13 protein-coding genes are annotated in these 21,514 nt (G+C 35.7%); 6 read left to right on the forward strand and 7 right to left on the reverse strand.

Annotated features, from left to right (window positions below; genetic code table 11):
• Window positions 1–112 precede the first annotated feature (112 nt).
• The 4 genes from BM201_RS10045 to BM201_RS10060 all read right to left on the reverse strand — a co-directional run bounded on the left by BM201_RS10045 (window position 113) and on the right by BM201_RS10060 (window position 7,310).
• Entirely contained in the window at window positions 113–2,896 is a 2,784-nt protein-coding gene (locus BM201_RS10045; protein WP_245758617.1) for a gluzincin family metallopeptidase, read from the reverse strand.
• 89 nt (window positions 2,897–2,985) lie between these two features.
• Entirely contained in the window at window positions 2,986–3,675 is a 690-nt protein-coding gene (locus tag BM201_RS10050; protein WP_092542179.1) for an LOG family protein, read from the reverse strand.
• Window positions 3,676–3,767: 92 nt separating this feature from the next.
• Complete coding sequence (uvrA, locus tag BM201_RS10055) at window positions 3,768–6,599, reverse strand: excinuclease ABC subunit UvrA (protein WP_092542181.1); 2,832 nt, start codon at window positions 6,597–6,599, stop codon at window positions 3,768–3,770.
• 117 nt (window positions 6,600–6,716) lie between these two features.
• Window positions 6,717–7,310: an acyl carrier protein phosphodiesterase gene (locus tag BM201_RS10060; protein ID WP_092542183.1), complete on the reverse strand. Its 594-nt coding sequence runs from the start codon at window positions 7,308–7,310 to the stop codon at window positions 6,717–6,719.
• 118 nt (window positions 7,311–7,428) lie between these two features.
• Between BM201_RS10060 and glmM the strand changes: the two genes are divergently transcribed.
• Both glmM and BM201_RS10070 read left to right on the forward strand, forming a co-directional pair.
• Complete coding sequence (gene glmM / locus BM201_RS10065) at window positions 7,429–8,814, forward strand: phosphoglucosamine mutase (RefSeq protein WP_092542185.1); 1,386 nt, start codon at window positions 7,429–7,431, stop codon at window positions 8,812–8,814.
• A 352-nt stretch (window positions 8,815–9,166) separates the two neighbouring features.
• On the forward strand, window positions 9,167–9,454 hold the full coding sequence (locus tag BM201_RS10070; RefSeq protein WP_092542187.1) for a GIY-YIG nuclease family protein: 288 nt from the start codon (window positions 9,167–9,169) through the stop codon (window positions 9,452–9,454).
• Between the two features lie 822 nt (window positions 9,455–10,276).
• On the opposite strand, the gene BM201_RS10075 is transcribed toward BM201_RS10070, so the two are convergent.
• A complete protein-coding gene (locus tag BM201_RS10075; protein WP_092542189.1) occupies window positions 10,277–11,179 on the reverse strand; it encodes a lysophospholipid acyltransferase family protein in 903 nt (300 codons plus the stop codon).
• A gap of 52 nt (window positions 11,180–11,231) precedes the next feature.
• Here BM201_RS10075 and BM201_RS10080 point away from each other — a divergent pair, with 52 nt between their 5' ends.
• The gene (locus BM201_RS10080; RefSeq protein WP_092542191.1) at window positions 11,232–11,879 is read left to right on the forward strand and encodes a rhomboid family intramembrane serine protease; all 648 of its coding nucleotides are present in this window, start codon (window positions 11,232–11,234) and stop codon (window positions 11,877–11,879) included.
• Between the two features lie 48 nt (window positions 11,880–11,927).
• Window positions 11,928–12,605 (forward strand): SIMPL domain-containing protein, encoded by a 678-nt coding sequence (locus BM201_RS10085; protein WP_092542351.1) that lies wholly within the window; start codon window positions 11,928–11,930, stop codon window positions 12,603–12,605.
• Between the two features lie 96 nt (window positions 12,606–12,701).
• Here BM201_RS10085 and BM201_RS10090 read toward each other — a convergent pair whose 3' ends face one another.
• Window positions 12,702–13,826: a TlpA disulfide reductase family protein gene (locus BM201_RS10090; protein WP_092542192.1), complete on the reverse strand. Its 1,125-nt coding sequence runs from the start codon at window positions 13,824–13,826 to the stop codon at window positions 12,702–12,704.
• Window positions 13,827–13,985: 159 nt separating this feature from the next.
• Here BM201_RS10090 and BM201_RS10095 point away from each other — a divergent pair, with 159 nt between their 5' ends.
• The gene (locus BM201_RS10095; RefSeq protein WP_092542194.1) at window positions 13,986–16,352 is read left to right on the forward strand and encodes a GAF domain-containing protein; all 2,367 of its coding nucleotides are present in this window, start codon (window positions 13,986–13,988) and stop codon (window positions 16,350–16,352) included.
• A 59-nt stretch (window positions 16,353–16,411) separates the two neighbouring features.
• On the opposite strand, the gene BM201_RS10100 is transcribed toward BM201_RS10095, so the two are convergent.
• Window positions 16,412–17,596, reverse strand: a complete 1,185-nt coding sequence (locus BM201_RS10100) for a Pycsar system effector family protein (protein ID WP_092542196.1) — start codon at window positions 17,594–17,596, stop codon at window positions 16,412–16,414.
• A 55-nt stretch (window positions 17,597–17,651) separates the two neighbouring features.
• Between BM201_RS10100 and BM201_RS10105 the strand changes: the two genes are divergently transcribed.
• Complete coding sequence (locus BM201_RS10105) at window positions 17,652–21,371, forward strand: BamA/TamA family outer membrane protein (protein ID WP_092542198.1); 3,720 nt, start codon at window positions 17,652–17,654, stop codon at window positions 21,369–21,371.
• The last annotated feature ends 143 nt before the right edge of the window (window positions 21,372–21,514 follow it).

Consider the following 21,514-nt stretch of genomic DNA (forward strand, 5'->3'; position numbering starts at 1 on the left):
TATTTTAACATTGGTTAAATTGAAATTATTTAAAAAATATTCGTGATTTTTCGTTTTTATTGAATTCTTTAAAATTTACTTATAAAAAAAATTGGTGCAAAAAACTTTAATATCAATACCATCTACGGGTAAAAAGCCTGATTAACGTATTGATATCCAGCGATACAATAAATCGTATTTTTTGATCGTAATCTGGCTGAGCGATCTCCCAAGCCAGATTAGAGTAAACTGGGAAAAAAACTTCAAAATAATCTTCAACAAGTGCCACGCGAACACCAGAGTCATATAGAAATTGGCTATTTTCGCCTCTGTTTTTTACTATTCCTGCATCACCATAAGCAAAGATCCATTTCCAAATATTGGTGCTGGCGTTCACAGTAGTAATCCATTGGTTGGCATATTCTGGCATTACCTGCGATTTAAAACCACCTTCAGCCATAATGATCTGCTGGCTAAATAGACCATCACCTTCGCTTCTTCCGTAGTAATTATAATCGAAAAGATAATCTGTTGGCCTGTCTAAAGCAAAGCTGAAATAATCTGCATCTTGCTGAAGATCACTATAAATAAAAGTACCACCATAAAACCGAAGATTGATCTGGCGATTGTTTTTAAACAATTTTCTATACTGAAGGCTTAGTGAGACTTTACTGAAATTTTCTGCCAGTTGATAATCGATCACTGCTGAAGTACGATCCACCAGATAAGAGTTTCCATAGCCATAACGCACATTAAAAACATTGTAATTAGGTGATGTTTGGGTTTGATCGAAAGGATTTTCATCGCGATCTACATTAATATTTCTAATCGATAAACTTTGTCTCTCATTATTTCTAAGATTTTGCGGTCTAAATACAAAATTTAGGTAAGGGGTATATCTGCGATAAAAAAGATCGTAGCCGTAAGAAAATCGGTTTCCGCCAATTCCCATACGAATAGTTCTTAGATCCTGATTGTCGTAGCGCCAGGTGTAACTAATATTAGCACTTCCTACTACGGTGTTACTATTAAAACCGTATTTAGGCGAAATTCTAAAACTAAGATCTTTGGCCAAAAATGTGGTGTTGTACATTTTTGGACCAATAGAGATTCCGTCGTATAGGTTATAATCAAATTCTGGCGTGAAGAATACCTGCGCATATTTTGGATCCTCAATATCTTCTAATAATCTAAATTGAATTGGTTTATTAAAGAGTTTACTAACGCCTCGAAAATTATTACGCTGATTATATTCTGGGATTACCTGCTCGTAATTAAGCGCAATTCGTTCAGCATCATTTCTTGGGATCGTTACTTGCTTTTCTTTGCCAATATTATCTACCCATCTTTTATAAATGATCTGGTCGTCTTTAATCCCGTAGAGCGAAACTGGCATATTATTGTCTCGCTTATTTTTAATGGTAACCTTAAGGGAGTCTTTACTCTTTTTAAGTTTCGATATTTTAAAGTCTATTTTTTTTCTAGTATTCACGTAGTCTTCAAAAAACCAGTCTAAATTTTTATTGGCATTTTTGCGTAATATCGATTCAAAATTCTGTCTCGTTCCAAGTTGAAGTCGGTTTTCCGAATAGAATTCAGAAATAGTTTTTTTTACAGGTTCACTACCCAGGTAATCTTCCAAATATTTTATGCCAATTCCTGCTTTATAAGGATTAGCGATATTTACATTGAATTTTAGCAATGAATCCTTGCTGCTTCCCAACGGCTGATCAATATTTAGCCTGGCCATATTCATGTACAGAAATTGGTATTGATCGTTAAATTCTAAATCTGCTGCATGAAACCACCGTAATCCAATAATCTTACTAAGACTACCAATAAGTTTCATTTTTGGATAATAACGGTCTACATAATCGATCATTAAGCAGATCGCAATAGCATCATGAACCCATTGATCTTGCTGCGGATCTAATAGTAAACTGTTACTTAAAAAGTTATTGGTAATCGTTTTTAATTGCTGAATATCATAGTTGAATCCATCTGGGAAAGGTCTTATAAAATCGGGTAATTGATTTAAGCCATAAACCGGGTTTTTTAAATAATCTTCTTTAGTGATCAATATTTTTTGATGCGGATATTCTCCTAATCGTTCCTGAAGAAAATCGAAGATGCGGGTAAGAATAATATCTTTAATTTCAGGTTGTAATCCATCATCATCAAGATTGGTTACCAATTGATGTTGCCCAACAGGTAAAGTTTCTGGCTCGTAAGTTTGTGTAAGTAAAAGCTCAGATTCTACACGATTTTCACCAGTTAGTCTAATATGCCTGCGGTTTCCGGCAGCATAATTATGAAAAATATTTAATGCAGTAGATGGAAAGAATTCGGTAGGAACGTCTAATTGAATATCTAAATTTGCCGGTGGCGTATACTGCTCACCAATATCTTTATGGCTATATAATTTCCATTCACCATCATAAACAGCAGGAGTTAGATACCAGAATTTTAGTTTATAATTTCCGTCGCTACTCACCCCAAAACGAGTAAATTTATCACTGGGGATTTTTACGCTATACTTAAATTTTAAATTGATCTTTTCGCCAGGTTGCAACTTTTTATTCAGCAGAACTCTTAAAATGTCTGGATGATTTTGTGGCCTGATCCAAACAAGGTCGTTGTTATTATAAGTAACTTTTTCTAGGCTTGTATAGCCTTTTTCTTCTGGCTTAGAAAAATGAAATTTACGAACATATTCCTCCCCAAACCTTCGGGCCAGGGGAGTGTTCTTGTCTTTAAATGCATTTGCCCAATCATTAAGATAGATTTCCCTAATCGGCTCTTTGACCGTATTAACATAAGTAAGTTGTTGATCAATGTAAATTGTTCTTTCTTCTTTGTTAAGCTCAGCGTTTATTAAAATCTGATGCTGAGCCACAACACCATCTATCTTCAACAAGCAACAAAAAAAAAGTACAAAAAGGGTTCTCAAAGGGGAATTTTACATTTTAAATTCTATCATATTTACGAAAACAATAAATGTCTGGTTTAGAAATTAGGGCTAAGATTGTATTCATCATAGAATTTATCTAAAATTTCGATAACTTCTTCTGGAGTATCTACAACCTGTACAAGATCCATATCTGGAGCGCTAATATTCTTAAAGCTATCTAATAACGTTGTTTTTATCCAGTCTACCAAACCGCTCCAAAATTCGCTTCCCACTAAAATAATTGGGAATTTGTCGATCTTATGTGTTTGAATTAAAGTAATAGCTTCAAATAATTCATCTAAAGTTCCAAAACCGCCCGGCATTACTACAAAGCCCTGTGAGTATTTTACAAACATCACTTTTCTCACGAAGAAATAATCGAAATCTAAACTCTTATCATTATCGATATATGGATTGTCGTGCTGCTCGAAAGGTAATTCAATATTAAGTCCTACAGATGTTCCTCCGGCAAGGTGAGCGCCTTTGTTTCCTGCTTCCATGATTCCGGGACCACCACCGGTAATAATTCCGTAGCCATGATCTACGATCTTTTTGGCAACATCTTCAGTAAGCTTATAATACTTCATATCTGGTTTTGTACGAGCAGAACCGAATATCGAAACACATGGGCCAATCTGACTCAGTTTTTCGTATCCGTTTACAAATTCGCCCATAATCTTAAAGATCGCCCAGCTATCATTTGTTTTTATCTCATTCCAGGTTTTTCCTCCTTGTTTTGGTATCATTCTTTTAATCTTTTACCCGATAATCGGGATTAAATGTTCCGTTTTAATTCAGATAACTATCGTCATCCGGATTGCTCGGAATCATAATTATTTTATTTAAGTTCTTTTTTAAGGAATCTTGCCGTGTGGCTTTTTTTGTTTTTGGCAACTTCTTCAGGTGTGCCGGTTACGATTACTTCGCCGCCGCCTTTACCACCTTCAGGGCCAATATCGATAATATGGTCTGCCATTTTTATAACATCCAGATTATGCTCGATAATTAAAACAGTATTTCCTTTGTTGGTTAATTTATTCAGGACTTCCATTAAAACTCTAATATCTTCAAAATGAAGTCCGGTTGTTGGTTCGTCTAAAATATAAAAAGTATTTCCGGTATCACGTTTAGATAATTCTGTAGCTAATTTTATACGTTGCGCTTCACCACCAGAAAGTGTAGTACTTTGCTGCCCAAGCGTAACATAGCCTAAACCAACATTTTTGATGGTATTCAATTTTCTAAAGATCTTCGGGATAGGTTCAAAGAAATCTGTAGCTTCATCGATGGTCATTTCTAACACATCTGCAATAGACTTTCCTTTATACCGAATTTCTAAAGTTTCACGGTTAAATCTTTTTCCGTGGCAGGTTTCACATTCAACATAAACATCGGGTAAGAAGTTCATCTCGATCACTCGAAGTCCGCCACCTTTACAGGTTTCACAGCGCCCACCTTTTACATTAAAACTGAATCTTCCCGGTTTATATCCTCTAATTAAAGCTTCAGGAGTTTTAGCGAAAAGACTTCTAATTTCAGAAAAAACACCGGTATATGTCGCCGGGTTACTTCTTGGTGTACGCCCAATTGGCGACTGATTGATGTCGATCACTTTATCGATATGATCTAAACCTTTGATTTTTTTATAAGGTTTAGGCTCTTTAACACCATTGAAATAATGCGCGTTCATGATTGGGTAAAGCGTCTCGTTGATCAAGGTAGATTTTCCACTTCCAGAAACTCCCGTAACAGCGATCATTTTACCTAATGGAAATTCAATCGAAACATTCTTCAGGTTATTTCCTGTTGCGCCGGTGAGTTTGATTTTCTTCCCGTTTCCTTTTCTTCTTTCCTTAGGAACCGCAATTTCTCGTTTTCCACTTAGATAATCGGCAGTAAGCGTTCTATTCTTTTGCATTTCTGAAGGTGGTCCCTGGCTAATGATCTCACCACCATGCTTCCCGGCTTTTGGGCCAATATCGATCACATGATCTGCACGCTCGATCATGTCCTTATCGTGTTCTACCACGATCACAGAGTTCCCAATATCACGTAAAGAAACCAGAGAGTTGATCAGTTTCTCGTTATCACGCTGATGCAAACCAATACTTGGTTCATCTAAGATATAAAGTACACCAACCAATTGCGAACCAATTTGCGTAGCCAGTCTTATTCGTTGCGCTTCACCACCCGATAAACTTTTTGAGCTTCGGTTTAAGTTTAAATAGGTAAGCCCAACATCTTCTAAGAATTTGAGTCGTGTTCTAATTTCTTTAACCACTTCAGTAGCGATCTTTTTTTGTTTTTCTGAAAGTCGGTCTTCAAGATCTTCAAAAAGTGCTACTAAATCACTAATATCAAGATTCGCTAATTCAGCGATATTTTTTTCGTCGATCTTAAAATAAAGCGATTCTTTCTTCAGCCTTGTACCGTTACAGCTTGGGCATTCGATCTTATCCATATATTCTTTCGCCCAGCGACGTAAAGAACTAGAGTCATTATTTTTATAAGTCTCTTCGATAAAGGTAGCAACGCCTTCAAAATCGATCTTATATTCTCTGGTAATTCCTATGGTTTTAGATTCTTTGCTGAATTTTTCTTTTCCGCCGTACATGATCATATTCATGGCTTCCTGCGGAATTTTTTCGATAGGATCGTTCAGGCTAAAGTCAAAACGTTCTGCGATAAGCTGAAGTTGGGAGAATACCCAGTTCTTTTTTTGCGGCCCATGTGGAGCTAATCCACCGCTTTTAATCGACTTAGAGCGATCTGGAATAATTCGATCTTCATTTACTTTATAAAGCGTCCCAATACCGCTACAGCTAGGGCAGGCACCTTTTGGAGAGTTGAATGAAAATGTATTTGGCTCTGGATTAGGATACGAGATTCCGGTGGTAGGACACATTAAGTTTCGACTAAAAAATCGAACCTCGCCGGTTTCCTGCTCCATGATCATAAGTACATCGTCGCCGTGATACATGGCGGTTTTTATACTTTCGTCCAAACGTTTTTGTGCATCGGTATTATCGTCGATCTTTAAACGATCGATCACGATCTCGATATCATGCGTTTTATATCGATCCAGCTTCATGCCTTTTACGATATCCCGAATTTCACCATTGGTTCTCACTTTTACAAAACCCTGTTTGGCGATATTCTCGAATAACTCACGGTAATGTCCTTTTCTGGATCTAATTACCGGAGCCAAAACACTTACACGTTTATCTTTATAATGTTCGATGATCAAATCCTTGATCTGATTATCGGTATAACTTACCATTTTCTCGCCTGTGTTGTAACTGTAAGCTTCACCGGCGCGGGCAAAAAGTAGCCTTAAGAAATCGTAAATTTCGGTAATCGTTCCTACCGTACTACGCGGATTCTTACTCGTAGTTTTTTGTTCGATCGCAATAACAGGAGAAAGACCTTCAATTTTATCTACATCAGGGCGCTCTAAACCGCCAAGAAACTGGCGAGCATAGGCAGAAAATGTTTCGATATAACGACGCTGACCTTCAGCATAGATCGTATCAAAAGCAAGGGAAGATTTCCCGGAGCCTGAAAGTCCCGTGATCACGACTAACTTTTCGCGGGGAATTTCGACATCAATATTTTTTAAATTATGAACTCTGGCTCCTAAAACCTCTATTTTTTCTTCAGTTTTCGTCATATTTTTCATCAAGATCGCAAAGTTACTCAATGCATTGCTAACTAAAAAGTAAGCAAAGTTTCACCATTGTTAATTTCAATCTAAATTTGAATAATTTTGTTGAATTTCGATTAGCAATTACTGTTCCAGTAGTTCTTTTTTCCTTTTTTCTGAAAAAGCTTCAAGTTCAGCAAAAAATCTATAGAATTCATCTTTAAATTCATCGTAAAACGCTCTAAGCTCGTTTACAGATTGGTCCATTTTCGATCTAAACTTGGTGCGCTGGTTCATTTGCGATAAAATAAGTCCAATGCCATCGATCGTAGAATAAGTTACCAGCCAGTTATGCTCTATCATGTATGGCATAAAGTTTTTTACTCGCTTTGGCAAAACCTGGGGATTACGCTGAATAAGATCATAAAAATCCTGGCTGTAATCTTCTAATTTCATCTCGTGAAAATCACTCCAGTTTGCAGCTAAAAAATGATCATATAATATATCGACGATCACCGTACTGTAATGTGAATATTTATCGAAAAGCCTATGAACACTATGATGAACGATAGGATGGGAATCTGTAAACTCGTCGATGTTTCGATGTAAAGTGATTCCCTGTTGTACGGCTTTTGGATAGTCTAAATATTGCTTTCCTTTTACAGAATCGGCTATAAAATTACCGATTTTTAGCATGTCATTATTTCCAGAGAGGTAGATGTGGGCCAGATAATTCATTGCCACAATATAACGATTCTACTTCTTTAAGTTTTGTTAAGATTTTGAGGAGGCGTGACATCCTGCTATATTTGTAATAGGGCCAAAAAAAGCCCTTGGAAACAAACAAACTTACAACATGAGCTTAATAAAATCTATTTCAGGAATTCGTGGGACTATTGGTGGTAAAATTGGCGATAACTTAACGCCAATCGATACCGTGAAATTTGCTGCAGCTTACGGAACCTGGTTAAAATGGACTTCAGATAAAGAAAACTTAAAAGTAGTAATTGGTCGTGACGCCAGGATTTCTGGGAGTATGATTCAACAACTTACGGTAAATACTTTGGTTGGTTTAGGAATCGATGTGGTAGATATCGATCTTTCTACAACACCAACAGTTGAAGTTGCAGTGCCTTTAGAAAATGCTGATGGCGGAATTATTCTTACGGCTAGCCACAATCCTAAACAATGGAATGCATTAAAATTGCTGAATAATAAAGGTGAATTTTTAAGCGGAGAAGACGGAGCGAAAATTCTTGAAATTGCTGAAAGTGATGATTTTAATTTTGCTGAAGTCGACGATCTTGGGAAAATTACCAAAATCGACGATTACATCGATCGACATATCGAAGAAGTTTTAAAACTGAAGTTGGTAGATGCAGAGAAGATTAAGTCGGCTAAGTTTAAAGTTGTTGTAGATGCGGTGAACTCTACCGGCGGAATTGCGATCCCAAAACTTCTTAAGCAATTGGGTGCTGAAGTGGTTGAATTATACTGCGAACCCAACGGCCACTTCCCTCATAATCCCGAGCCTTTAAAAGAGCATCTTGCTGATATTTGTGAATTGGTAAAGAAAGAAAGTGCCGATTTTGGAGTGGTGGTAGATCCAGATGTAGATCGTTTGGCGTTTATCGATGAAACCGGAGAAATGTTTGGCGAGGAATATACCTTAGTGGCCTGTGCCGATTATGTACTTGGGAAAATTCCGGGTGATACGGTTAGTAATTTATCGTCTTCCAGAGCTTTACGTGATGTTACGCAAAAACATGGCGGAAGTTATAAAGCCAGCGCGGTTGGCGAAGTAAATGTGGTAACGCTAATGAAAGAATCTAATGCGGTTATTGGCGGAGAAGGGAATGGCGGAATTATTTATCCTGAAGCGCATTACGGGCGTGATAGTTTAGTGGGTGTGGCTTTGTTTTTAACACATTTAGCTGAAAAGAAAGTAAAAGTTTCTGAGCTGCGAGCTGAATATCCTGCCTATTACATGAGCAAAAATAAAATTGAATTAACTCCGCAAATAGATGTTGATGCTATTTTAAAAGCGATGGAAGAGAAATATGCAAATGAAGAAATTAGCACGGTAGACGGGGTGAAAATTGACTTTCCAGAAAATTGGGTACACTTAAGAAAATCGAATACAGAGCCTATTATTAGAATTTATACCGAAGCCAAATCACAACAAAAAGCTGATGAACTTGCACAGCAAATGATTAGTGAAATTAAGGAGATCGTTGGGTAGGTGGTTTTTGGTTAACAGTTTGCAGTTTACGGTGAACGTTTGGAAATTAATAGTTTACGGTGAGCAGTTAGCAGGAGCAGTTTGAGTAAATTTTCGAAGTATTAAATTTAATAAACAAGCAAATATGGAGATCCCAAAATTAAATTGGGGTTTTCAAAGCACTTCTCGATACAACGAATCTTTCCGTTTTACTTCAAGATTCGTCACTCGAAGTGACAATTTCGTAAATAAGAATTTTTTTGGCTGTCAGTTCGAGTGGTTTTAATGGAGTGATAGCGGAATTAAAATTGTATCGAGAACTAAATTTAAGTTAGTTCTTCAAATTCACTTGATATGCCATGCATGATTATTAATGAAACAGTACTTTGTTTACATATTACTTTGCAACGATAATACCTATTATACAGGTGTAACTTCTAATCTGGAACATCGGATGAAGGAACATGACTCAGGCAAATATCCTGATTCCTATACTTATAAGAGAAGGCCTGTTGAGCTGAAATTTTTCAACACATTTAAAGATGTTGAAGAGGCTATTTTATTCGAGAAGAAAATAAAGAAATGGTCTAAAGCAAAGAAAGTTGCTTTGATCAATTCCGAGTTTGAAAAACTTCCGAATTTAGCCAAGAAAAAGTTTTAAAGGCAGTGTGATTTAAGAGTGGAACTATGATTTTATCGAGATTGGAAATTAAATTGGCGTTTTCAAAATACTTCTCGATACAACTAATCTTTCCGTTTTACTTCAAGATTCGTCACTCGAAAAGACAATTTCGTTAATAAAATTTTTATCGCCTGTCATTTCGAGCGATTTTAATGGATTGATAGCATAATTAAAATAGTTTCGAGAACTAAGTTTATGGAGGACAGCAATAAAATTGGCATTTTCAAAGCACTTCTCGATACAACGAATCTTTCCATTTCACTTCAAGATTCGCCACTCGAAGTGACAATCTCGTTAATAAGATTTTTAGCGCCTGTCATTTCGAGCGATTTTAATGGATTGATAGCATAATTAAAATAGTTTCGAGAACTAAGTTTATGGAGGACAGCAATAAAATTGGCATTTTCAAAGCGCTTCTCGATACAACGAATCTTTCCGTTTTACTTCAAGCTTCGCCACTCGAAGTGACACCTTCATAAATAGATTATTATAGATTGTCAGTTTGAGTGATTTTAATGGATTGACAGCGGAATTAAAATTGTATCGAGAATTTATGGACTGTAAACTGGGACTGTTCACTGCTTACTGCAAAAGACTTCTCGATACAACAAATTTCTACGTTACACTGCAAAATTTTCCACTCGAAGTGACATGATTTTGTCATCTCTACCATATAGGTGAGATCTTGTTTTTATTCGGAAAAGAGATTTCTCCATTCCGCTACACTCCAGTCGAAATGACAATTTAGAAAAGAAAACTGATAATTGTTTACTGATTATTGTTAATTGTAATACATAAACTCTATTTTACAACAGCATTCTCTGGGATGGGGGCATTGCGGTGTTTAAAGCGCTTGTGCGTCCATAGATAATATTCTGGATGGGCTTTGATTTGAGCTTCCAGTCGGTCACGGAAGGAAGTGGTTATAGAAAAGTCTGGCTCAGATTGTGGATTATTGGTGATCTTTTTTAGGCGGGCTTCATAGAAACCTCGTTTTACTTTTTCGACTTCAAGATAGTACACCGGCATATCGAAATCCTTGGATAACTTTTCAGTTCCGGTAAAAAATGGCACTTTAATTCCCATAAAATCGGTCCAGAACTTATAATTTGCTCGTTTCGGAGTTTGATCGGCAATCATTCCGTAGATACCATTCAGGTTATTTTTTTGATGTCTGGCTACGGTGCTCACTACACGGTGAGATTCGATCATTTCAGTATTAAATTTTCCGCGAATATCTTTTACCAGCTTGTCGAAGTATTTATTTCTAATACGTTTATAGATTCCGTGTCCCTTAAGTTTAAGTCCGTATACTTCCATAGAGATCATCCACTCGTAACTGGCATAATGTCCACACATAACTAAAACTCCTTTACCAAGATTGTTTAGGGTCTCAATATCTTCAGGTTGAGTAAAAACAAAGCGTTTTTTTAATTCGGCTTCAGAAATTGTAAGTGTTTTTATCATTTCTAAGAACATATCACACATGTGATGATAAAACTTCTTTTTAATGATTTTTAATTCGGTTTCAGATTTTTCAGGAAAAGCCAATTTTAGATTGTTTTCCACAGTTTTTTTACGATAACCAACAATGTGATAGACCAAGATGTAAACCAGATCTGAGAATAAATAAAAAAGCCTAAAGGGTAAGATTGAAATTAACCAGAGTAGAGGATAAACAAGCCAGAAAACAAATCCCTGCATAAAAAAACTTTCAGCAAATATATGGTATATTTGAAATTAAACTGCAATACCTATGGGCAATTTAGAATTGGTAACAATTATCATTATCGCGGCAAACGTGATCATTTCTTTTAAGGGGTTTAATGATCCCGAGTTCTTTCACAAGTACAAGTTTAATATCGCCGATATAAAAAGTGGTAAAAAATATCAAATCTTAACTTCTGGATTTTTACATGTAGACCATTCGCATTTATTCGTGAATATGCTTACGCTGTACTTTTTTGCTGATGCGGTGCTTTATTATTTGGGGACAACCGGATTTATCGTGGTCTATTTAGTTAGTTTACTGTTAGGGAATTTGTTATCGCTGTATTTTCATAAAGATGAGTATAATTATACCGCGGTAGGAGCCAGTGGTGCGGTGATGGGAGTTCTTTACGCTGCCATTTTATTGAATCCCGATATGATGCTTGGCTTGTTTTTTATTATTCCTATCCCTGCCTATTTATTTGGTATTGGATATTTGCTTTATACGATCTACGGAATGAAAAGCAGAAGAGATAGCATAGGTCACGATGCCCACTTTGGTGGAGCTGTTGGAGGTTATTTATCAACAATAATCTTAGCGCCATTTGTGTTAGAGGCTCATCTTATGATGGTTATCCTTTTAGCTGCGCCGATCGTTATATTATTTTTACTTCATCGTAGCGGAAAGATATAGTTTGGTATCGTATTTGGATTACAGTTTCCAAACAAAATGATCAATCTTATGAAAAAATTAGTGCTATTACTGGCGGTCATCACCAGCATGGGGATAAGCGCCCAAAATTCAACCGAAAGAAATACTGTTAGTGTAAGTGGGGAAGGAACTGTAATGGTAGTTCCCGATATGGTAACTATAAATTCTAGAATCGAAACCGAAGGTTTGGATGCTGAAGCGGTTAAAAAAGAGAATGATAAAATTGCAAGTAATATCTTTAAATATCTAAAATCGAAAGGAGTTGCTGAAAAAAATATTCAAACAGAATATGTAAATCTTAATAAGCGTGTCGATTATAATACTAAGGAAGAAACTTTTGTTGCCAATCAGGCAATTTCGATAAAACTTGAAGATCTTAAAGATTACGAAGAAATAATGCAGGGCTTACTTAAAAATGGTTTAAACCGAATTAATGGTGTAGAATTTTCTTCTTCTAAAATTGGCGAATATCAAAAAGAAGCGCGTAAAAAAGCCGTTTTAGATGCTAAGAAAAAAGCTGAAGATTTGGTAGCACCATTAGATCAAAAAATTGGTAAGGCGGTAATGATTTCTGAAAATGGAGGAAATTCTTATCCAGTTTTGAGAATGGCTGAAATGAAATCTTCTTCTCAGTCAGATCAGCAAACTATAGCTCCTGGTGAAATGGAAGTTAGTATAAACGTGAATATAAGTTTCCAGTTATATTAATCTGAAGTTACTTCAGATTCTTAATTAGTTAGTTAAATAAAAAAATCCCCGGTTTTGCCGGGGATTTTTAATTCAATATTTTCCAGAAGAAAGAACTTATTCAGCTGCTAAAAGTTCTCCAATTCTTTTGTCTAAAGCTTCTTCACCACGAACATCACGATCTACGATCACTCCGTTTTCGTCGATAATGAAAGTAGCAGGAATTGCACGAATTCCGTATTTTTTGGCGATTGGCTCGTCCCAAAACTTAAGATTAGAAACATGATTCCAAACAAGACCATCGTCTTCAATAGCTTTTAGCCATTTATCTTTTTCGTTAGGCTTATCTAGAGAAACGCTAATAATGTTTAAACCTTTATCGTGGTATTTGTTGTACACTTTTACAACGTTTGGATTTTCCTGTCTACAAGGTTTACACCACGCTGCCCAAAAGTCGATTATCGTTACTTTACCCATAGCATCAGCTAAAGCTAATTCTTCACCATCTGGAGTTGGACCGCTAAAATCTGGAGCTTCGCTACCAATTTCAGTAGCATTCATAGTATCAAGTTGTTTCCCGATCATTTCTCCATAAGGAGTATTTTTAACATCCTCAGACAATGAAGCATAAAGTTCTTTGATTTTCTTGATATCTGGTTGCTGAGCTCTAAGAAGATCCATAATTGCCATAATAGCGATAAATGAATCTGGATTTTCTTCAGCAATTTGCATTTTGAATAACTTGTCGTTATCGATGATCTCTTTTTGCGTTGCCTGTAAAGTTTCCAGTTTTGTAGAGTCTTTACTTTGATAAGCCGCTCTCATTTCTGCACCAAGCTTGTTTCCTTCTTTGTTGATCGCCTGGTAATGCTCTAAATATTCATTTAAAAGCTCGTTTTCTTTACCTCCTTTTTTCTTAGAAGCCTGGATGCTATCCTTGTAAATAGTGAAGTCGATATTTTCATTCTCTGAAATAAAAAGAACCATTCCATTAACGCCTTCAACTTCTAGAGCACTTAAATTTGAGTTTTCTACATCAGCAAGATCAAGTTCAAATTTTCCGTTTTCAATAGAGGTAGAGTCGATTCTTGCTGGTCTTTGGTTTAGCTCCTTAACTTCAGAAACATAAACCATTTTACCATTCTCAATTCCTTCAGCTTTACCTGAGATCGAATATCCCTGATCTTTTTCGCATCCGGTTAGTATAACCAATAAACTAGCTATTCCTATTAATTTTCGCATGATTAAATATTAATTTTGTGCAAAAGTAATGAACTGATCGTTGAAAGCGGTGTGATTCTTGCAAAAGTTTTGTAATTTAAACTCTAAGACTTTTTAGAACATATTTATAGTACTAATAGTTTACTTTTAGATCAATTTACGGCCAAATAAATTTAAAGAATGAAAGAGCAAAAGCAGGATTTCCCCCTGGATATAACAATAAGCTTCCATAGAGTAATAGAGCAATATGAAGATCGGCTTAAAGTTGAGGAGAATCCTATTGCCAAAAAATACATCAAAAGTTTACTGGGATACATCGAAAAATACCCAAAGCTCGTCGAGGGGATCAATAATATCAAAGATTTAGAAAAATACAAAGATCCTATAAAGATTCTGTTAGATGATCTTTTTCCCAATGTGTTAAGCAATAACGAGATAAAAGCAGTTTCGATACCTTATCATAATATTCTTTTTAATCACTCTAATCGATTAAAGAAGATCATAGATGCCGCAGGAAAAGATTTTAAGCCAAGTATGCGTGAGATCGATGATAATGCGGCATACATTAATGCCTGTATTAATATTCTAAATAAATACTACGATTTTAATATCGATTTTTCGCGGCCACCGTATTATGATATTCCAGATGAAAACGGAATTGAAAAACATTATCGAGCAAGTTTAAATGGCGATTTTGTAGAATTATACCCCAAAGAAGATGCGAAAGAGATCACACAAGAGGATGTAGATGATCTTTTGCAAAATGTTGAAAATATAGATTTGTGGAAAGAAAAGTTTCCGCCGTGTAGTTGGGTTTTTAAAGGTTTTGTGATCGTAAATCTAACCGATGTTACTGTTGAAGACGCTATTTCTGAATTGAAAACAGCTTTACTTTTTCAGAAAACAGCTCAAAAAGAGGAATTAAATAAACTGGAACGAATTTTTAGAACGATCTATAAGATTCCAGATCTTCGAGTTGGCTTTACGGGTTACAATATGGAAGACAGGACTTTTGAAAAGGTAACAAAGCTGAAGGCTAAGAGTTTTATATTAAATGACGATCTGGAAAGCGACTGCAAAACTGGAATTTGCGAGCAGAGTTTTAATAGCCTAATCAAGGATAATAAGAAATTTAGTATTCCAAATGTAGAAGCTTACGCACGAGAGAACGATAACCTCCTAGCCAGAAATTTGCTAGCAAACGATGTTAAGAGTTGTATTTTAGCGCCGCTTGCCAAAAACGGGAACCTGGTAGGAATATTAGAGTTAGTGGCTAATCGCAAAAATGTGCTTAACCGCATTAATGCGATGAAACTAGATGAAATCTTACCTTATATTATTACAGCTTCTGAGCGTAATAAAAATGACTTCGAAAATCGTGTAAAAGCGGTAATTCAAAGTGAATGTACCTCTATTCATCCTAGTGTTTTATGGGTTTTTGAGCGTGAAGCTCGAAAATTTATAAGTGACTACGATAGTGATGGGCTTGCATCTTTTAAGGATATTGTCTTTAAAGATGTATATCCTTTATATGGACAAATTGATATTGTAGCGAGTAGTGATGCCAGAAATGAAGCCATTCAGAAGGATTTGCTCTACCAATTGGATGTCATTTTAGAAATTATTGATAAAGCTTATAAGATCGAAGAACTTCCCATCTATGAACAGGTTAAGTTTAGAATTAAGGAATTTAGAGTTGATATCGATGAAAGTCTAAATGCCAGCAGTGAACAGAAAATTTTTGGTCTTTTGCAGCGCGAAGTGAATCCATTAATGGAGCATTTAGAAAAGCAAAGTGAGGAAATAAGAAAAATGGTAGCCGATTATCGGGAAATGCTAAATCCCGAAACCGGAATCATTTACAATCATCGTAAAGATTATGATGATACCGTACAACAGATCAACCGTACAATGTCTCGTTTTCTGGATAAACGACAATTAGAAGCACAGAAAATTTATCCGCATTATTTTGAGCGTTACAAGACAGATGGGGTAGATCATAACATGTATATAGGGCCATCGCTTACCAAAAATAAGCCATTTAATAAAGTCTATCTTTTTAATTTAAGATTGTGGCAAATAAAGACAATGGTAGAGATGGAAAACAGGTTTTATCACCTGCAGCAATCTACTCCAATGCACTTAGATGCGGCTTCTTTGATCTTAGTCTATAACACGACTCTCTCTATTCGTTATAGAATGGACGAAAAGAAATTTGATGTTGATGGTACTTATAATGCCAGGTACGAAATCATTAAAAAGCGTATCGATAAAGCCTTTATTAAAGGAACAGAAGAACGAATTACCACTAAAGGAAAGATCGTTATTATTTATTCGCAAAAATCTGATGAACGCGAATATGTTCGTTACGTAAAATACCTTCAGGCTAAGAAATATTTAGGAGATGAACTTGAGCTTTTAGAACTGGAAGATGTACAGGGTGTAATTGGGCTTAAAGCAATTCGAGTAAATATTTTATATACTTCAGAGGAAAAAGAGCATGAAAAGCCTATCACTTATGAAAATCTAATGGAAGAATTGCATTGATATTCAACGAATATCGATGCAATTTTTTAAACTTATTTTGTTGGGATTTCAACAATAATTCACATCAGATAAAAAGCGATTACAAACGCAATTACCGAGATAATAATTCCTAACATAAAAACAGTATAGGTCAATCTGAGTAATAAATATTTACGATGTAAAACTTTACCTAACAAGTGTAGATCGAGCATTAGCGATTCGTAAACATAATCTTTATCCTGAATCATTTCGTTGATTCCCCATTTAAATAGATCGAAAGGCATTTTGTGGAAATTTCCGAAGAAAAGAAGATTTACATCACGATTTTTAACCTGCTCTTTGGTGAATTCTCCGCTGGTCACATTTGGACGAGTAGACATGATCGAAAGAATCATAGAAGCAACGCTAAAAAGTACCAAAACCAGCGTAGGAATTAATAAGTGGCGATTACTTACCGCATCTAATTTTGGAATAAGGTTAGAGATTGCCAAAGAAATAATAATCGCATTTACAGAAAGTAAAATGTTGGCCTTAGTATCTGCAATATCACTTAATTTGATATGATTTCGTAAAGTTACCCTGAATAAAGTTTGAATACTTCGCTCTGGATTATCGTTTTTGTATTTAGCTTTTAGTCGGGCTTTATGCTCTTCTTTGGTTAGTTTTTTCTCTCTTTTATTTTGCTTTTCAACAAGATCTAAAAGATTCTCTTCTTTTGCGTGATTCCAGTTCTTTAGTGCATAATCGGTATAGAATTGATGCTTTTCAGTCAGCATTTTAATATTCTCCATAATCCATTCACTAGAAGTGAAATTCTTACGGTTATGCAATTGCAATTCTTGCCTTAAAAGTTCGCTGGTTTCTTCGTAATAATCTTTAGCAAAATGAGAAGAATCGGCATCTTTAATGATCATTTCTCCGATATCCTGCGGTGTGTGGCTAAACTTAGTCGCCAGAATATATTTAGAAACCTGATCAATGAGATCTTGGGTAGCATTATTATCTTCTAAAAAGTTTTTGGCGATCTTAACACTGGATTCTTCGTGCTTCTCGTGACCCTTAGTATATCCGGTGTCATGAAACCATGCAGCGAGCTTAAGTGCCTCTTCTTGTTTAACATTAATTTCAGAATGTTCAATTAATTCTTCAGTACTTTTAACAACTCTTTCTGTATGCTTGTAATTGTGATATAGAAAGGTATTAGGGAGTTTATCCTTGAATAATTCAAGAACATATTTATCAGCTTTATCTAAAAGGTTGTTCATCTATAAAGTACTTGTTTGACTGTGCCAAATTACAAAATTTTGTCTAACAACATTTATGAAAAGATATAACTACTACTGTTTTTTGTTTATTTTAACGCTTGTAGCTGCCTGCACAAGTTCAGATCCAAAATATCGAAAAGGAGAACCCACTTCTAACTTTGGATATCCTGAAAATAAGGAAATTGAGAAGACTTTTTATTTATTAGGGGATGGAGGCTATTCACCAGAAGGTGGTACTTCTAAAGCCTTAGTAGTCTTTAAAAAGTTTATTAAAGAAAGAGACACCAGGGGAGATTATGCGATCTTCTTGGGAGATAATATTTACCCGGTTGGAATGCCTCCTAAAGATGATCCTTTACGTGAACAATCTGAATATCGATTGGATGCGCAATTAGATGCAGTAGAGAATTATAATGGAAAGGTGATCTACATTCCCGGAAATCACGATTGGTATAGCGAACGTATCGATGGTTTAGAACGCCAGGAAGAATACCTTATAGAACAATATGGTGATTCTTTAGATTGGTCTCCCAGCACAGGATGTGGATTAGAGATCAAAGAAATTTCTGATGATATACAAATGATCATTATCGATTCGCAATGGTATCTTGAAGATTGGGACAAAAGCCCAACGGTCAACGACAATTGCGATCAAATAAAAACTAGAGAAGCATTGTTCACAGAAATCGAAAGTGAGCTAAAAAAATCGCAGAATAAAACAACGATTATCGCCTTACACCATCCTATTTTTTCTAACGGAATTCATGGTGGGCAGTATAATTTTAACCGACATCTATATCCATCGCAGCGAAAAATTCCGGTGCCAGTTTTGGGTTCTTTAGCAATGCTTATTAGAACTACCGGAGGAATTTCTATCCAGGATCTACAAAATGAACGTTATAAGTCTTTATCAGATCGATTGGAAACTATGGTTAAAGGAAGAGATAGAGTAATATTTGTTTCTGGCCACGAACATACTTTACAGTACATCGATCACGACGGGATCAAACAAATTATTTCGGGATCTGGATCTAAAGAAAATTATGTAGCGCTGGGAACAGATGGATTATTTGCTTTTTCGCTTCAGGGATTTGCGGTTTATGATGTATTTAAGGATGGATCTTCCTGGGTTAGTTATTATCGAAATAGAAATAATGAGCCAGAGTTGATGTATCAAAAAGAAGTTTTTGAAAGTCCGAAACCTTATAAATTGGGAGATTTCCCAGATTCTTTTCCGCAGAAAAAAACAGCGAGTATCTATCCTGAAGAAGATGTAGATGTAAGTGGTTTATATCGAACATTATGGGGTAAGCGCTACCGAAAGTTATACGGGACTGATATCGAATATAATGTTGCAGATCTTGATACTTTGTATGGTGGTTTAGAGCCGATGCGAGAAGGTGGAGGTCACCAAACAGTTTCGATACGAGTAAAAGATTCTTTAAATCGAGAATATAATATTAGGCGTTTGCGCAAAGACGCTGTTCAATTTTTGCAAACGGTTGCTTATAAAGATAAACCTATAGAGAAACAATTTCAGAATACTACAGCAGAAAGTATTATTACAGATTTTTATACTTCGGCGCATCCTTTTGCATTTCTTGCGATTCCAACATTGTCTGAGGCGATAGGGCTTGCACATACAAACCCGAAGGTTTTTTATATGCCTAAGCAGGATAATCTAGAAGAACTTAACGAAGATCATGGAGACGACGTATACATGATCGTAGAACGTCCCGAGGAACATTGGCTTGATCTGGAAAGTTTTGGATCGCCAAATCACGATATCGTTAGTACAGCCGGAATGTTTGAACGTATTCGAAGAGATGAAAAATATAAAATAGACGAGCCGGCTTATGTAAAAGCAAGGATCTTTGATATGCTGGTTGGCGATTGGGACAGGCACCAGGATCAATGGCGTTGGGCAGAGAATGAAGATGGAGAAGGTAACCATGTGTTTACGCCAATTCCAAGAGATCGTGACCAGGTATTTTCAAATTTCGACGGTGCTTTTTTTGGTACGCTTCGATCGCTAGTTGGTCTGGCAAATCAATTTGCAGTTTATGATGAAAAACTAACGAATATTGAGTGGTTTAATATTGCTGCCATTGGTTTAGACCGTTCTATACTTCAAAACACAGGAAAAGAAACCTGGTTAGAACAGGCAGAATATATTCAGCAAAATATAACAGATGAAGTTATCGAAAATGCCTTTAGTAATCTTCCGCCAGAAACACAGGGAGAAATAACAGAAACTGTAGTCGAGAAACTAAAAGGTAGAAGGGATAATATTGTAGAAATTGCTGAAAGGTATTACGATTATTATGCAAAACTGGCAATAGTTACCGGTACAGACAAGGACGATTTTATTGATGTTACCAGAATGCCCGAAGGAAAAACGAAAGTTACGATCTATAGAAATAAGAAAGGGGAACGTGCAGATATCGTAAGTGATTATATTTATGATAAAGAGTTTACCAAAGATATTTGGATCTATGCTTTAGATGACGATGATATCATCACCGTAGATGGTGAAGGTGATCGCCTAATTTATGTGAGGATAATTGGTGGGCAAAACAACGATATTTATAGAATAAGAAACAAGAAGAAATTAAAGATATACGATCATAAATCTAAACCAAATACCATAGAAGAAGGTGCAGACGCCCGATTTAGATTTACAGATCAATACGACCTTAATATTTATGATAAAGATAAAAAGGTATTCAAATCTACCTCTATAACACCTGGGATAGGTTATAATCCAGATGATGGTGTTAAGCTTGGGTTTAAAGCATTGTATACTATCAATGATTTTAAAAGAAATCCCTATACCTCACAGCACGAACTAAAAGCAGGATATTATTTTGCTACAGATGGTTTTGATCTAAGTTATCAGGCAAGATTTGCAACGATTATAGGAGATTATAATTTACAAGTTGGAGCACATTTTACCAGCCCTAATTTTGCTAGAAACTTTTTTGGCTACGGAAATGAAACGGTAAACCTAGATGATGATCTTACATTAGATTATAACCGAGTTAAGATTAGCAGAATTGGAGGTGACGTTGGTTTGGTAAATGCAACTCCGTTTGGTAGCTATTTTAGCTATAAAGCAAGTTTTGAAACAGTAGAGATCGATCACACTGAAGGAAGATTTATAGATGAATTTACACCAGATGATACTGAAGGATTTTTTGATCGAAAGTATTTTGCCGGTCTGGATGCTTTGTATCGCTATGAAAGTTATGATGATGTTTTAAATCCAACCCGCGGAATGCAATTTGATTTAAATCTTGGTGCAAAATTAAATACGGCCGATACAGATCGAAATTATGGATATTTTAAATCTTATTTAGAATTTTATAATTCACTCATACGTAGTCGAAAACTAGTATTGAAAAGCCATGTGCAAACACAAATAAATATAGGTACAGATTACGAATTTTATCAGGCCGCTGTTTTAGGAGGTGGTTCTGGATTGAGAGGTTATAGATTGCAGCGATTTGCAGGAAAAAGCGCTTTTGCTACAGGAGGAGACCTACGCTATAGCTTTAATCAGTTTAAAACTTCTTTTCTTCCATTTCAAATAGGGGTTTTTGGTGGCTATGACCTTGGTAGAGTATGGTTAAAAGATGGTAATAGTGACCAGTGGCATGATAGTTATGGAGGTGGAATATGGATTAATAGTGCCGAGGCAGTAAACGGAACATTGCACGTATTTAATGGAGATGAAGGATGGCGAGTAAGTTTTGGTTTTGGCTTTAGATTTTAAAAATTATTGTAAATCAAATATTGAAAAACCTGCTTTTAGCAGGTTTTTTTATGCGGCAACGTTAATAAAATTAAATTTTGGTGTTATTTTTGATAAAATAGTGTTAAACTTGCAGTAGTTAAACGGTTTAGGTTTAGTTACTC

Origin of the sequence: Zunongwangia mangrovi (assembly GCF_900112105.1) — a bacterium.
In the GTDB taxonomy this organism is placed as follows: Bacteria; Bacteroidota; Bacteroidia; order Flavobacteriales; family Flavobacteriaceae; genus Zunongwangia; species Zunongwangia mangrovi.

Bases quoted from the DNA above. Each gene is read 5' to 3' on its own strand.
- BM201_RS10085 (WP_092542351.1), top strand. From the start codon at position 11,928: ATGAAAAAATTAGTGCTATTACTGGCGGTCATCACCAGCATGGGGATA.
- BM201_RS10070 (WP_092542187.1), top strand. From the start codon at position 9,167: ATGAAACAGTACTTTGTTTACATATTACTTTGCAACGATAATACCTAT.
- glmM (WP_092542185.1), top strand. From the start codon at position 7,429: ATGAGCTTAATAAAATCTATTTCAGGAATTCGTGGGACTATTGGTGGT.
- uvrA (WP_092542181.1), bottom strand. From the start codon at position 6,599: ATGACGAAAACTGAAGAAAAAATAGAGGTTTTAGGAGCCAGAGTTCAT.
- BM201_RS10090 (WP_092542192.1), bottom strand. From the start codon at position 13,826: ATGCGAAAATTAATAGGAATAGCTAGTTTATTGGTTATACTAACCGGA.
- BM201_RS10105 (WP_092542198.1), top strand. From the start codon at position 17,652: ATGAAAAGATATAACTACTACTGTTTTTTGTTTATTTTAACGCTTGTA.
- BM201_RS10075 (WP_092542189.1), bottom strand. From the start codon at position 11,179: ATGCAGGGATTTGTTTTCTGGCTTGTTTATCCTCTACTCTGGTTAATT.
- BM201_RS10050 (WP_092542179.1), bottom strand. From the start codon at position 3,675: ATGATACCAAAACAAGGAGGAAAAACCTGGAATGAGATAAAAACAAAT.
- BM201_RS10100 (WP_092542196.1), bottom strand. From the start codon at position 17,596: ATGAACAACCTTTTAGATAAAGCTGATAAATATGTTCTTGAATTATTC.
- BM201_RS10095 (WP_092542194.1), top strand. From the start codon at position 13,986: ATGAAAGAGCAAAAGCAGGATTTCCCCCTGGATATAACAATAAGCTTC.
- BM201_RS10080 (WP_092542191.1), top strand. From the start codon at position 11,232: ATGGGCAATTTAGAATTGGTAACAATTATCATTATCGCGGCAAACGTG.
- BM201_RS10060 (WP_092542183.1), bottom strand. From the start codon at position 7,310: ATGAATTATCTGGCCCACATCTACCTCTCTGGAAATAATGACATGCTA.